The sequence below is a fragment of the Ancylobacter oerskovii genome, from assembly GCF_018390555.1.
Taxonomy (GTDB): domain Bacteria; phylum Pseudomonadota; class Alphaproteobacteria; order Rhizobiales; family Xanthobacteraceae; genus Ancylobacter; species Ancylobacter oerskovii.
This window is the reverse complement of sequence record NZ_JAHBGB010000033.1, coordinates 1-13943: the sequence shown is the minus strand read 5'-3', so window position 1 is coordinate 13943 and position 13943 is coordinate 1. Positions and strand designations below refer to the sequence as shown.

The 13943-nt window shown below is 61.5% G+C and carries 13 protein-coding genes; 1 reads left to right on the top strand and 12 read right to left on the bottom strand.

Annotation, left to right across the window (positions count from 1 at the left end):
- The first annotated feature begins 237 nt into the window (after positions 1-237).
- The gene (locus tag KHC19_RS14595) at positions 238-468 is read left to right on the top strand and encodes a hypothetical protein (protein WP_213353112.1); all 231 of its coding nucleotides are present in this window, start codon (positions 238-240) and stop codon (positions 466-468) included.
- A 103-nt stretch (positions 469-571) separates the two neighbouring features.
- Here the strand turns inward: KHC19_RS14595 and KHC19_RS14590 are convergent, their stop codons facing one another.
- From KHC19_RS14590 to KHC19_RS14540, 12 genes are all read right to left on the bottom strand, one after another.
- Positions 572-760 (bottom strand): hypothetical protein, encoded by a 189-nt coding sequence (locus KHC19_RS14590; RefSeq protein ID WP_213353111.1) that lies wholly within the window; start codon positions 758-760, stop codon positions 572-574.
- A gap of 264 nt (positions 761-1024) precedes the next feature.
- The gene (locus tag KHC19_RS14585; protein WP_213353110.1) at positions 1025-1222 is read right to left on the bottom strand and encodes a hypothetical protein; all 198 of its coding nucleotides are present in this window, start codon (positions 1220-1222) and stop codon (positions 1025-1027) included.
- A gap of 253 nt (positions 1223-1475) precedes the next feature.
- Positions 1476-3698: an amylo-alpha-1,6-glucosidase gene (locus KHC19_RS14580; protein ID WP_213353109.1), complete on the bottom strand. Its 2223-nt coding sequence runs from the start codon at positions 3696-3698 to the stop codon at positions 1476-1478.
- 14 nt (positions 3699-3712) lie between these two features.
- Positions 3713-4810, bottom strand: a complete 1098-nt coding sequence (locus tag KHC19_RS14575; RefSeq protein WP_213353108.1) for a glycosyltransferase family 4 protein — start codon at positions 4808-4810, stop codon at positions 3713-3715.
- Positions 4811-5708: 898 nt separating this feature from the next.
- Complete coding sequence (locus KHC19_RS14570; protein ID WP_246548920.1) at positions 5709-6572, bottom strand: Hint domain-containing protein; 864 nt, start codon at positions 6570-6572, stop codon at positions 5709-5711.
- A gap of 432 nt (positions 6573-7004) precedes the next feature.
- On the bottom strand, positions 7005-8264 hold the full coding sequence (locus tag KHC19_RS14565) for an ABC transporter substrate-binding protein (protein WP_246548919.1): 1260 nt from the start codon (positions 8262-8264) through the stop codon (positions 7005-7007).
- Positions 8265-8466: 202 nt separating this feature from the next.
- Positions 8467-8598, bottom strand: a complete 132-nt coding sequence (locus tag KHC19_RS26230) for a hypothetical protein (protein ID WP_281418574.1) — start codon at positions 8596-8598, stop codon at positions 8467-8469.
- 478 nt (positions 8599-9076) lie between these two features.
- Positions 9077-9499 (bottom strand): hypothetical protein, encoded by a 423-nt coding sequence (locus KHC19_RS14560; protein WP_213353106.1) that lies wholly within the window; start codon positions 9497-9499, stop codon positions 9077-9079.
- A gap of 318 nt (positions 9500-9817) precedes the next feature.
- A complete protein-coding gene (locus tag KHC19_RS14555; protein WP_213353105.1) occupies positions 9818-10030 on the bottom strand; it encodes a hypothetical protein in 213 nt (70 codons plus the stop codon).
- A 64-nt stretch (positions 10031-10094) separates the two neighbouring features.
- On the bottom strand, positions 10095-10541 hold the full coding sequence (locus KHC19_RS14550) for a DUF5681 domain-containing protein (RefSeq protein ID WP_213353104.1): 447 nt from the start codon (positions 10539-10541) through the stop codon (positions 10095-10097).
- Positions 10538-10858, bottom strand: a complete 321-nt coding sequence (locus KHC19_RS14545) for a hypothetical protein (protein ID WP_213353103.1) — start codon at positions 10856-10858, stop codon at positions 10538-10540. Before KHC19_RS14545 ends, KHC19_RS14550 begins: the two co-directional genes overlap by 4 nt.
- Positions 10855-13869 (bottom strand): hypothetical protein, encoded by a 3015-nt coding sequence (locus tag KHC19_RS14540; protein WP_213353102.1) that lies wholly within the window; start codon positions 13867-13869, stop codon positions 10855-10857. Before KHC19_RS14540 ends, KHC19_RS14545 begins: the two co-directional genes overlap by 4 nt.
- Positions 13870-13943: the final 74 nt, after the last annotated feature.

Genomic DNA, 13943 nt, shown 5'->3' with positions numbered 1-13943 from the left:
GGAGTATTGTTTCGTTTTGGTGCGCCTGCGCATCTGCTTGCAAGCAAACATCAATTCAATAGAACGAATTCGTAATAAAAGCAGTACACATTGACCGGAGTTCAAGCCGTTTAATTTAAAGATGTACAATTCTGCATCTTGCAGGCATGCTGTGAAATTATCGAACTGACGGCTGAACGATTTCGGAGAGTCATGGCTCGCCGCGCTTTCGCTCAACCTGTGGCGGGAGCAATACGCATGGCCGAATACCGGATGTATGAGCTTTGCAACCAGGGGCGGATCCGATCCGCATCTGAATTCGAAGCCACCGATGACGCCGTGATATTAGAGCACGCCCGTCAGCTGCATCGCGGCAATCCCCTCGAAATATGGCACGGCGTTCGGATCGTGGCAGCGCTCGATCCATCAGGGCGCTCCGTCGACCCTGGCTTCTTCGCCCTTGGCCGCAAGCACCATCATCACCCTTAAGATCGTGGGAGTACGCGCCAGATGAAACAAGAACTTGGAAACGGTGTGGCGAGCTCCGATTGGGAGCGCTGGCTAGACCGGGATGGAGCGTAAACGCACTCGCTCACGATTGCCGCGGCACCTCGCCATAGGCGTGTACAACCCGGCGGGGCTCAATATCCATCTCGCCATCCTTTCCAACGACGAGCCGGCCGTTGTTGATGGCGTCGTTGAACTCAAGTTCCAGAAGTTCGGCCAGATACAAGGCCTGTTCGAACCGGCCCGCGCGGACCTCGGCGCGGATTTCGCTCAACCTTTTCGCCATAACACTCAATGGATTCCCCTTACGGCCCGCTCGCCTCAAAAAACCCACGGTTGTGCGCGATTCCGCCACGATCTCAGACGGAGAGGGTGACGGGTGTTGTACAAATGGGATCGCTCAATTAGTTCACAAATTGAAAGTACCCAAGTATATTTTTCGGCGGAAGATATCGTCGGCCGCTGCATAAAGCACACCGAAACCCTCCGTACTCAGGATTCGTGGTCGCCCTCAATAGCGAGGGAGGTCCTGCTCCGCCTACGATCGAGGATAATCGGGCGGACGAGTGACGCCGACATCGCTCGGCTTGACGCATACATCGACAGCCTGGGCATTGGCGCGAATGGCGTCGATGATCTCTAGCTCCAGCATTTTCGCGAGATGGCTCGCGGTATGCCATTGGCGTCGGTCAACTTCATCTTTGATATCAGAGATTTTTTGAAGCAAGCGATGCACGGCCAACCCCTCCTTACCCAGAGACAGTCTATCCTGAGCATCGAACGCGCCTATAGGTAAAAGTGCTAGGGTAGAGATGTCCTCAATCAACAACCGTTGATTGCGAAATTTATTGACAATTTGGATGCATTATGCCAGATGGCCGCGCGAGAAAAGAATGCCGGCCTCTTGTGCCAAAGGCTCTCGGAGCGCGCGCTCTGTCCTTGCTATGAACGCCGTCTTGAGCGACGTCATCGACACTCGCTCGGCGATGCTAGGCGCGCGTGATAACGCTCAACTCAGCGCTGCCTTTGATCGCGCTAACGGCGGCTTCGCCTGCCGATCGTCTCAAAACGACGTCGATGACGGCATTGCCGCAGCGCAAGTCGCGCAAGGCGACCTCATCAAGAAAATCGGGTAGGCAGGGCCGGTCGAATATGATCTCGCACGCATCGGGCTTGAAGGACAGGCCGATGCAGGATTGCAGTAGCGACAGTGGCGTCGCCGCCGCCCAAGCCTGCGGCGAGCAGGCGACGGGATAGAAGGTCGGTCCGGTGCTGCGCTGGCGCGGAAAGCCGCAGAACAGTTCGGGCAGCCGTCGCAACTCGATATGGGTCGACGCCGCGAACAGTCCGTTGAAAATGCGCGCTGCCTCGCGGCGAAAACCGTAACGGGCGAAGCCGGCGGCGATCAATGCATTGTCGTGCGGCCACACTGAGCCGTTGTGGTAGCTCATCGGATTGTAACGCGCCTCAGTGCTGGCAACGGTGCGCACGCCCCAGCCGGAAAACGAGGTGACATCCATAAGGGTAGCGACGACGCGCTCGGCTCGCGCGGAGAGGGCAAGGCCGGTATAGAGCGCGTGGCCGGCATTGGAAGCCCGGACTCGGCAAGGCCTTTTCTCGCCGTCGAGCGCCAGCACATAGGTCCCGAGCTTCGCGTCGAAGAACGCCTCGTCGAATGCCGTGCGCAGCCGCTCCGCCTTGTTGGCGAAGATAGCCATAAGCGCGCCTTCTCCCAGCGCCCCGGCGAGTTCCGCCCCCGCGCGCCAGGCACCATAGGCATAGGCCTGCACCTCGGCGAGCGCGATGGGCCCGCGCGCGAGCGTGCCATCTGCATGGAAGACCGAATCATGGCTGTCCTTCCAGCCCTGGTTGATCAGGCCTTCAGCTGTCCGGCGGCCATATTCGACGAAGCCGTCGCCGTCGCGGTCGCCTTCTTTGTCGAGCCAGTCGAGCGCGGCGCGCACATTGCGCCAGAGTGTGCGGATGGTGGCGACGTCCCCGGTTCGCTCGAGATAAGCGCCAGCCAGCATGACGAAGAGCGGTGTGGAATCGATACTGCCGTAATAGCGTCGGAACGGCACCTCTCGCAGTTCCGCCATTTCTCCATACCGCACTTCGTGCAGGATCTTTCCCGGCTCGGCATCGGCGGCGGCATCAAAGCTCGTTGCCTGGTTTGCCGCGAGGTGCCGTAGCACCCCCTGCGCAATTGTCGGATCAAGCCACAGTGTTTGAAGCGCGGTGATGATAGCATCCCGGCCGAACACGGTGCTGAACCATGGGATGCCAGCATAAGGATAAGGGCCCTCCGGCGTCTCCGTCACCAGCATGTAGAGATCGGAGACACTGCGCCGGAACGCCTCGTCGAAGATCTGATTGGAGGTCTCGACCGAGGCTGCCCGCGCCGTCGCATAGCGTAGCTCCCGCCGGGCATCGCGCAACGCCAAGAAAAAGCGCCGCCGCACTTCGGCGCCTTGGGGCACCTCCCCACAGGCGATCTCAACGAATATAAGCTGCCTCTCGCCCGGCAGCAGTTCGACGTCATAGATCGCCCGTGTCGCCGAGAGCTTCTGAGGTTGCGGATCGAAGCCGAGCGTCGTGGTTCGTACAACCCCATCGAGTCCGATGTAGGAGAGCGCGACGCTCCCGTCGCCGAGTTGCGGCGGGTTCAGCATGCCGCGCCGCGCCCGTTGCGTGCCGCGCACCTCGAAGAGATCGGCAAAATCGGCGGCGAAATCGAAGATCAGCCGGACGCGCCGGACCGTTGTGTCGAAATTGCGCACAACGATCCGCTCAAAGCACTTGCCTTGCCAGAGGAAGCGGAAGCGGCGCAGATGCAGGAGATCATGCACCAGAACCAACCGCTCCTCGGGATCGAACAGGTCGGGATTGGCGAGATCGCAGGTGAGTGCGGCATTGTCGTCACGCAACGTCGAGGAGAGCAGCATCGGCCGCGCGCCCTCAAGCGTCAGGAGGAAATGCGAAAGGTGCCGGGTGTCCCGGTGGAAGAGCCCTTCCGGACTGCCGGCACCCGTCACGATATCGCCGTTACGATCAAACACCCCGAAGGTGTCGCCATGTTTCAAAGTTAGCGCGCGCCGTTCCTGCAACGAAGCCGTGGCCGGTACGAGGAACGGATCGAGGGGCATCGCGTCAGCCCCGGCAGGTGCGGGGGCATGGGCGACTGCTTCTGCGCTGGTTCGCGCATTGGCCATGTTACCTCCCCAAATCAGGCGACGACGTGCAAACCCAACCCGGCATCATTGGCACGGTGCGCGTGAGCGGCTTCAGAACGTAGGCCCGCCAGTTGATGATAAAGCTGTACGTAGTTTGCGGCCATGCGTTCGGCGGTGAAACGAGCCTCGAACTCCAAGCGCACGGCACTGCGGTCTAACGTGAGTGCGGCCTGCACTCCAGCCTCGGCATCGTCCATGCTGTCGATAATCACGCCGCTCACACCGTCGCTCAGCACCTCTGGCACCGATCCGCAGCGAAACGCGACTACGGGAGTGCCGCAGGCCATCGCTTCGATCATGACCAAGCCGAACGGTTCGGGCCAGTCGATCGGAAAGAGCAACGCCTTGGCATTGCCAATTAATTCTGCCTTCCGCTGGTCGTCGACCTCACCGATGTACTCGACATGACGGCTCGCGCGCACCATCGGCGAAATTACCTGCTCCCAATAGGCTTGATCCACACGGTCGACTTTGGCGGCCATGATTAGCGGCATTCCTACCCGAGTGGCGATTTCGATCGCCCGATCCGGCCTCTTCTCTGGTGAGATGCGACCGATGAAAACCAGGTAGTCTCCTCGCGGCACCGCACTGAACGGCAGAAGGCCGCGCGGCAGGCCGTGATGGATGTTGCCCACCCAATTGACGCAGGCTGGCATCGGCGCACGCTGGGCGTGCGAGATCGAGCATAGTGGCACGTCAGCGAAGGTTTCGAACAGCGGGTGAATGTCGGGAAGGTCAAGTCGCCCGTGCAACGTGGTGATGGTACGGCTGACGAAATCGCGGCTCATCGGGAAATGCAAAAAGTCTATGTGAAAATGGAGGACGTCGAAGTCGTCTGTGCGCCGGCGTACCTCTTCCAGCATAGCGACATGGTAAGGAAGGTGATCCCGAACCGCAGGATCCAGTCGAAGTGCCTGCCGAGAACAGGGGACAAGATGTGCGGTGGTGCGAGTATCGCCGCTGGCAAACAGGGTGACGTCATGCCCCTGCGCCACAAGTTCTTCAGTCAGAAAGGAGACAATGCGCTCCGTTCCACCATACAGTCTGGGCGGGCAGCTCTCCGCAAGCGGGGCAATCTGGGCAATGCGCATATTGGAAGCTCCGGAATGACACCGGCTCGTTGCCGCGCAGCGTGCCGCGGCTCGGCGCCTCCTCCTAACGCCGAACCGAGAGTTCGGTTGCGCGGCTCTCGACGATCACCGGAGCGAATTAACCACCGGAACCTTTGCGATGCATGAGGGTTAGGAGCCAATCGACGCGTTAAGTTTGGGGCCGTACGCTGGTCGACGAAGGGCGTGATCTACCGCTGAATGACGAGGGGCGCTATCGCCAGCTTGTCGATGCAATCGCCGACTATGCCATCTACGTGTGTGACCCGACTGTGTCGTCACGAACTGGAAGTCCGATGCCATGGTCGGCGTGCGCCCGGAGCCGCCGCCGGCAGCAGTTTCCAGCTCATGGCGGACTGATCAGTAAGCGGCGGCAGCCGGAACCAATCTCACACCGAAACTTCTGTACCTGCCATGCGTTCGTGCTTCCAGGCGAGAGCAGGAGGCGCAAATGCCCGAAGGTGATTGGCTTCAGGAATTCGTTCCCCAGGCAGCGAAAAGGGCTCCCACGATTCTGGATGCGACGAATATCCAGCCACGGCCCGCCGGCTCCCCGATGCCGGCAAGCGAGATGGCAGCCGAGCCCCTCTCTCGCGGCCTCGCGCCCTTGGGAATGGTTGCGCTGGCGGGTCTCGCCGGGTTCGTGATGGGACGGATGCTCGACCGATAGGCCTGCTGCCGCTGACTGATCTGCAACGATGTGGGCCGCTGGTCATCCGGCCGGTGGGAGCCGACGCTCAAGAACCGCAGCCGGTGGTCCGGCTACCACCTGTCGTTTTGCGTATTGAGCATAGCATGGAAGCCTCAGCAAGCCGTAACGGCTCAGCCTGAAGGCCCCGCTTGCGGCGGGGCCTTGGCGTGAGGTGTGACGTCTGACTGATCAGGCGACGGCGACTTCGGGCGTCCGTGAGCTGATCCGCGTGCGGATACTCGCGGGAAGCTGGCGCGCCGACTTGACGCGTGGCCGATCCATCTCGGCCACGGCGGCTTCGGGTGCTTCTTGCCAGTTATCAAACCGGCGACGGGTGACATTGTCCACGAACGTCTCGGCCGGCACACCCTCGGCGAGGATCAGTGAATGGTCGTCGAGCTCAACGTGATAATAGACGAACGTCTGCGGCATGTCGGTGTGGCGTGCGATAGTGGTGCCGTTCACGAGTGCCCCGGCCTGCACCAAAAGTCCGTCGATCTCCAGCGCATGGTCGGGCGACACGTAGAGATCGCGAATTGGTAAGCCGTCGCCGAGCGCTCCCGCCTCAACGCGAATGGGCATAACCTTCATTGGATCAGCAAACATCGTCGAGATAGTCTGGAGCGCGAGCCAACGGACTGACGCTGCCCGTCCATCATGCGTGAGCACAAGGTCCCCGGCCTTGAGCTTCTCGATCGCCACTTCCCCCGTGGGGGTCGCGATCATCGTGCCAGCAAGGAAGCAGGCGACGAAGGTGCCAGTGGTCGTTATCACCACGGGATTCGTGTCGTAATTGTTGGTGAAATAGATCGTCCTTGGAACGCCGTTGGCATCCGCGGGTGTGTATCCGACCCACCCAAACTCTGTATATCCGATTAGCTCAAAATCCCCCAAGTCGTTAGGCCACGTATCTGAGACATCAATATTATCGCCAACATCATAAGATCCGTCGGCTACAACATAAGGCGGCACCCCACTATAAATAAATGATGGCTGAAATGTCTTTGTTCCGGCGTCGTAACTGCCTACCAACGCGTACTGATAATTAGCCATGATTTGCCCCATAAGTCAGACAAAAATGAAGGTAAATCAGAGAAAACTTTGGGGCAACATCCCATCGGGTGCATTTTTAACGCTGCCATTGAGTGAACAACTTTAGGGAGTTCCCAAGCTGAGGCGCGAGTTCGTCCTCGCGGGTAACAAGCCCTGCCAACATGCGAATATATGCTCGGGCATGGAAAACTTGCCCCGCCGGGACGAGAGGCCTGATGAACCCGCAATTCTGCGAACCCATAGGGGGTAGCCGATGCCAGCGGTTATGCGGCAGACATAGATGCGGCTGCCCTTCCTGGAGCACTCGCCGCAGTCGCGTCTCTTCCTCAACGGGGATCAATCTGCCTCGATTAGGCCGCTCCTCGCCGAATGAGCGCAATCTGCGGCGACCCAATTCACACGACCGATGGCCTTGCCCGTCCCGGGACGGAACTAGCGCAGCTTGCAATCTGATTCCGACAATGGCCGGAAAGCTTCCTTCGCCGGCACTGTCTCTACGAGCTCCAGAAAGTCTTCCTTCTCAGTGACTTCAGCCGGCGTCTTAACCTCGACGAGATACATGTCGTGGATCATGCGGCCATTTGGATAGAGATCGCCATTATTGATAAAGAAATCGGAGACGTTCAGCGCGTCCAGCGCTGCCAGTACCTCTACGGAATCGTCGGTGCCGGCCTTGTCGATCGCGTTCAGATAGTTGGTCACTGCGGAATAGGTGCCAGCGGCGATCCAGCCCGGCGCGTGGCCAGTGATCGCCATCATACGCCGCCCCCATTGCCGCGAAGCCTCGTCCTTTCCCCAGAACCAAGGAACCACGAAGCGCACGCCTTGCAACGCCCCCACCCCGATAGAGCGCACATCGGCTTGATGCATGAAGGTGACGGCAATCTTCATGCCTTTGTCGTGCAGGCCGGCGGTCTGCACCTGCTTCATCGCATCGACGAGCTCGGCGCCTGAAATGTTCATGATCACGATTTCGGCGCCGGAGGCCACAGCCTCGGCCAACTGCGACGAGAAATCCGTTGTGCCGAGCGGAACACGCTGCTTTCCCTTAACCGTGCCGCCGTGCGCTGCTACCGCAGTCGCTACCACGTCCTCTTGGATAGTGCCGGCTTCGGTGTCGGGCGACAGAAGAAAGAACGATGTCTGTCCATGCGCCAACAGTGCCTTGACAGTAGAACGGATAGTCGAATCCGCGTCATAGGCCCAGGCCACGACATGCCCGTTGCAGTCTTCCTCGGTCGGACGGTCCGTAAGTGGCGAAACGAACAGGCCGACTTTTCTCTGGAGGCCAATAAGCTTGTTGACCGGTTGCGCGATCGCGGAATTGGTCATATCAGCGATGACGTCGACCCGGTCCCGCTTTAGCCATTCGCCGGCGATGGCGAGGCCAACTTCCGGCTTGTTCTGATGGTCGCCGATGACCAGTTCAACCCGCATCCCTGCGGCCTGTGCACCATGATCCTCAATGGCAAGCTCGACGGCACGCACGACTTCGGTGCCGCCGATCGCCGAAAAAGACGAGCTCTGGTCGTTGAGCACTCCAATGCGGACGGTGTTCTCCTGTGCTTGCCCCGCAAAAATCGTCGCGGCAAGCATGGTCGTACCGAGCAGAAAATGTTTCATCATGGTCTCGTTATCGCCCGGATAGGCCATTTTATACAAAAGTGTACTGTCGCAATGCCGCTTGGACAACTCCCCCCCCCTGAGTACAGGGTATTTGCGTCAGACGCGCTCACATGCTGAGGGCGCTAGCACTCGAATGGCGTGTTCCACCGTGTCGGGCACGCGGCGTTCGCAGCGGTGGGACGGCTGACGGAAGCGCGAGTTCGGATGCTTCGGCGATGTTCATCGCGTCGATTGGCCGATGGATGAGTATGCACCTTCCGCGTCAAAGCTATAGCGGGCTCTTGCGGTCAACCTTTTCCTCCGGCAGCTCTTTGCCGCCCCGTGCCTTTCGAGACTGATGCATGCCATAGGCGATGGCCACTAGGATCACCAAGGCGCCAATGCCGAACATGATTTCCATTTCACATCTCCGCCTCTGTGTTGGATCGCCTGAGATAGACGTGTGGTTGATCAACGTGACGTGTTGTTACTCGTTCCCGCCCAGCAGAAACTTGTGAGGCCGCCGCGCGTTTGAGCTTCCAAGCATTTGGTGGAGGCAAAGATGACCGCAGGCGATTGGCTTGACGAGTTCGTCCCTCAGACAGGCAAAAGAGTGGTCACGGTCCTCGACGCGAGCAACATCAGGCCGAGGGACGCTTATGCTCCGAGATTGTCGGCGGGAGAGAGCAGCGCCCAGCCAATGGCCCGCGGGCTCTCGCCAATGGGCGTCGTGGCACTGGCCGGTGTCGCCGGGTTTGTGCTCGGGCGAATGCTCGGTCGTTAAGCTCACGTCGAAGGTGCCGCTCGAAATCGACCGCCGTGTGGTTCCAGCGCGATGATCGAGGCCGCAGGGCGATTGATTGGTGGGGGCGAAAGCGCCATTGCGTACAGCCAACTCTCTAGGGCGGCGACTGCAGCGCGGCACCAAGTCGCTCAAGTTCGAGGGAATAGCAAAAAAGAACGAACAGGATCGAAATCAACAGCGACACCCGCCCCAAGAAGCCAATGTCGAAGGCCAATAGCTGCATGGCCGGCACGTGCCGCATGAAAAAGAAAGAGAATAGGGCGGTGCCGAAGATGAAACTGAGCCGGCCTGCAAAGCTAATTAGATGGCCGAGAAAAACATGGCGACAGGTGATCGGCAGCGGCGTACGCAGCACCCGTGCCCAGTAGCAGACTTGACTGACAACTGCCGCGAAGGCCACCTGCCCAAGGGGGGCCGAAAATGCTTCCTGCCTCACTCCGGTATTTTCCACTAAAACACCGAATGTGAGCTTGATGTGGTAGAGGATTAGCAGTGCGCATCCCGTCTGGATCAGCATTAGCGCAGCGTATCGAAACACAGGGCGGTCCATAGTCTTGGATCGACTCCTCCTCCGCGGCGCCCTGGTTGCCTGTCCCCGCAAGGCAGGCGTCATAGGCATCCAGTCAGATTTGAAACGCAACATTCCGAAGGTCAACTTCCGCTTGGGTCCTGCGATAGCGTTCGCGCGATTCTATGCGGAGGACAGTGGCCCTCGATAGCTGGAGTGGGCAGTAGGCGGAGAGGCGCCGTAGGGGTGGCGACCTGATCCGCCTCGGTAGCGAGAGAGAGGGCGGTCGCATCCCTCCACACCAGGAAGGCGGCCGAAGGTCCGCGATCAGCGAAACGTGACTTCGCTGAACCTCCGCAGAATGATTACCGGCGTTCGCTCCGTAATTCGCTTTCCATCGCGCTCAAGCCGGGCCACTTCCGTCGCATAGTCCTCCTCACGGTGACGATCACGCACTTCAACAACGACCATCGCCCCAACGTCCTTATCCTCTTCTGCCTGCGTCATCTTCCGCAGCCGGTTCAGCATGTGCTGGTTCAATACTGCCTCCGCCTTGCGTGCCCACGCGCTGTCTCGAAACTCACCCCTGTGCCCCCAAGCATAATTACTTGCCTTTCTGTTCGAGCCGCGACAGACGTTCCTCGAATTCCGACGCTTCCAAAGCTCGGACATAGCCCTCCACCAGCTTGCCGAGTTCGCCCGCTTCAGACGGCGTGATATCGCCGGCACTGACGGCGTCGAGCAAAGCGCCAGCCGCCTTGGCCGCGTCAGCTGCACATGTCAGCTTCGGCATCGCGAAGGTGACCGCACGATCCTTCCGCGGCGGGATGAGGCGGTCCATGCAGAGCCGAAGGGCGGGGCCGTCTCCCGCGAGGGCCATCTCGATAGCTTTCCGGGTGAGCGCTTCGCTTTCTCCGTCCAGCAGTTCTTCAACGGCACGCGTAGCCCTGTTGCGGGTACCGGGAGGCTTGCCGGCGGGATTGCCGCTCTTGCCCTTTTCGAACGGCCTACCGCGCACCTTTTGCGGTGAATTTGCAGCCGGCTCCGTCACTGTGTCTTCCCCGGGAAAGGCGGGCCATGCAATACGCCGAGCTCGTCTGCTACCCGGAAGAGGGCATTGCGCGACAGGTAGAGAGCGCGCTGTCTGACGCCTATGTCGGCCGTCTCGTCACTCGCCAGCTGCATCTGGCAATGGGCGATCCAGGCGAGGGCCTTGATATCGTCGAAGCCTTTCACCGGGGCAGAGACAAGCGCCAGGATCTGAGGATCGAGAGAGTCCGCGGTACCACCATGCCCATCGTAGCGTGCGGCGCGTTCAGCGCTGGCGAGGAGGTCCAAGGCGACCTCGGATGCGCTCAATATCGTCATGCAACCATCCTCCGATCCATGAGGGCTTTCACCAGCTGTTGCACCACCGGGCTGGTTTGCTGGGGGCTTCCAGCTTTTGCCACCGCCGCTGCTAAAGCCTGTGTGAGCTGATTGCGCGAGGCGCCAACATCCGAGCGGGAAGGGAGGCGCATCATGTTCCAGGGCGGTTGCTCATCCCCTTCGAGCTCCTTCCATGCTGGAAGGGTCGTCGCACGACGGTAGCTGCCCGACAGAGCTCGGCCGATGGCCGCTGCGTCGCGTGGATTACCGGCCTGCATGAGCAATAGCCGTGCCCGCTCGGGATTGAGCATGGCGTCGGCAATGATGTCGTCCACCTTCTGCAAGCCAGCCTTGCGGGCGTTCATCAGCACATTGCCACCCACGGCCGCGGCGAGGCCGGTCCATGGTCCGACGACTGCCGCGCCTGCCAGGCCGGGGCCGGCGGAAGCGAGGAGCCGGGTGAACCACGTGGCGTTGCGGTCGTTCGCCACCATCGCCGCCACGTCCTGGGCGGTGTTCGACTGTCCGGGTATGCGCACCGCGTTCAGGGACCGCTGCGAGCGCATGATGTCGGCGGCGATGCCGTGCAGGGTGTCCATCTCCTCCGGGCCGAATACCTCGCGAAGAGCGGCCTGGTTCTGATTGACGAACCGCTGGAAGCCGTCAGCCTGCAAGCGACGCTGCCCGGTGGTCGCGGCTTCCACATAGGAAGTGACGCGGCGGGATAGGTGGTCGGCGACCGCCTTCCGCAATCCGGCCATCGCCTCCGGCGTGCGGCGTGCCTCCTGCACCAGACGGTGCATGGTTTCTACCGGCGCCTGTGAGGTGAAGACACTGCCGATGGCGCGGGATACGTCGGCAGGATCCGAAACCCCGATCAACCTGCCGACCAATCCTGCCTGATAGGCGTCGAGAGCCTGTTTGCGCTCAGCAGCAAGGCGGACGACGGTTTCCGCAGCTTCGACCGGACCCGCCAGCATGCGGTCCATCTCAGGCAGAGCACGCAGGGCATCGGCATGCTGCCGGCGCCACGTGGCGACCTTCGACGGGTTCAGCGTGCCGTCCGCTTCTTCTTCCGCAGCACGGCGAAGGGTCGACACCGCATAGTCGCGGATCGACACCATGGCCTCGGGATTGTTCCCGGCAATACGCAGGGCCTGCACGTCTTCGAAGCCGCGCGCGCCGGGCCGGAAGAACCGGGAGGGTACGACGGCGGCCGGCATGTTGTAGGGGCCTTGCTGGCCGGACCGACGCAGGGCTTCTGCGACCGCCCCGCTTCCGTACGTCTGCGCCCGTGCCTTGGTGGCGTCGTTCGCCTCCCTCAGTCGTCCGAGGGCGGCGGCGTCGAAGTTGGGGGTGAGGCCAGCATTGCCTTGTATGCCCGGACCTCCCGCAGCATCTCGAAATTCGCCTCCGCGCGGTACTTTCCTTCCAGATACTGAAGCAGGGCCGCTCGATCCGGCAAAGGCATTGCCTCCACTAGCCGTTCCAGCGTTTTGCCCCATTCCCGCTTCGGCGGCGCGTCGTTCATTCCATTCTCGGATGTCGCGGGCTAGAGCTGCGGCCATCGTAGCATCGGGGCTCATAGCACCCGCCGCCACGGCTTCCGCCTCCTGCGCGGCCTTGCCTGCCACCACACCCTCGAGGGCGCTCTCGATGGCACCGCGAAGCCGCGCAAGTCGAGCATATACCGGAGTCTGACCGTTCTGCGAGAGCTCGCGCCGCATCTCGGTGGAAACCCGGGAACGCAGCGCCGTCACCTCGCTGAACGGCATCACATCGCGATAGTTGCTCGCGGCACCGATGATGCCAGCCTCCTCGCCCTCCATCGGTTTGGCCGAGCGTGGCAGGCCGGTGCTGATCTTCCGGGCCTCATCCCGGATCGTCGTGGCTTCTAGAGCCAGCATGCCATCGGGATCGACGGCAGCCCACAAGGCGCGTTCCCGCGCTCGCGTCGTGTTCTCCGCATCGGTCAGCATCTGGCGCAGAGTGGAGCCGTAGCCCTCCGGAGTGCCTACACCCCCAAGTGCCGCCGTCTGATCGCGGGCGCTGGTTCGTGCGGCGCTCAGGGCATCCCCTGTCGTGGTGTCGATGTCGGCCAGGTGCTGGCGGAGCACATTCACCACAGCCTCGGGGCTGCCATCCGGCTGAATGCTCCCCAACGCCGACTGTCGCGCGGCATTCTGTTCGGCAGAGCGCCGCATGAAGGCCTCGGGATTGCGGGTCATGGCAATCCGCTCCAACCCGCCCAGCCCCATGTCGCCCGTCTGCTGGAAGGTCGTCGGCTGCGAGCCAGGAACCAGCGGAGAGGGAGGGGCATCGAGGGCGCCGCGCACGGCGGACGGATCGGAGGCAGCATCGCGAAGCGACTGGGCCGCAATCCGCTCCTGTCCGGCTGCCGATAGCGGGGCGGCATAGTCCCGCCCAATCCGGCCGGCTTCCGCCGCCATGCGAGGGGTATTCACCGCCAGCGCACCGAGGCCTCCGCCCAGCAGATTACCGCCGAACTCAGCAATTGGGCGATACGGTTCCGGGGTGAGCTGTGCCGCGATGGACCCGCCCCCGCCGGCAAGAGCGCCTACAGTGGCATTGCCGAGCGCATCGGCGGCATTGGTGGAGGAACCGGCAAGGGCGCTCACCAGCGCGTTGACACCGGTTCCCGCCGCCTGGGCCGCACCCCTCACGGCAAGCTCTGGGGCGAGCATGTAGCCCGCTCCCTGTCCCATGGCGCGGGCAATCTTCTCACCCGAGCTGTTCGCGTGGATCGACTGGGGATCGGGGACACCGAGAAGGCCGAAGCCTCGCGATATGGATTGGGAGCCGCCGAACGGATCGGTGATCGGCTGGATGCCCGTTCCCGCAACGCTGTTGAGGCTGCCAATGCCCTTGTTGAGCGCCCATGTCACCGCGTCCACCGGGGCGCCCAGCGTGTTGTAGATGGCTTCATTGGCGCCAGCGGTGAGGTTCATGCCGATGCCGGAAGGCTGCTCGGCGAACGGGTCGTGATCCACTGGCACCAGATGTCAAACGGCCTGCAAAGTTGCCCCCCGATCGGCGTCCAATGTTGACCCCTTGAGTATGCTTC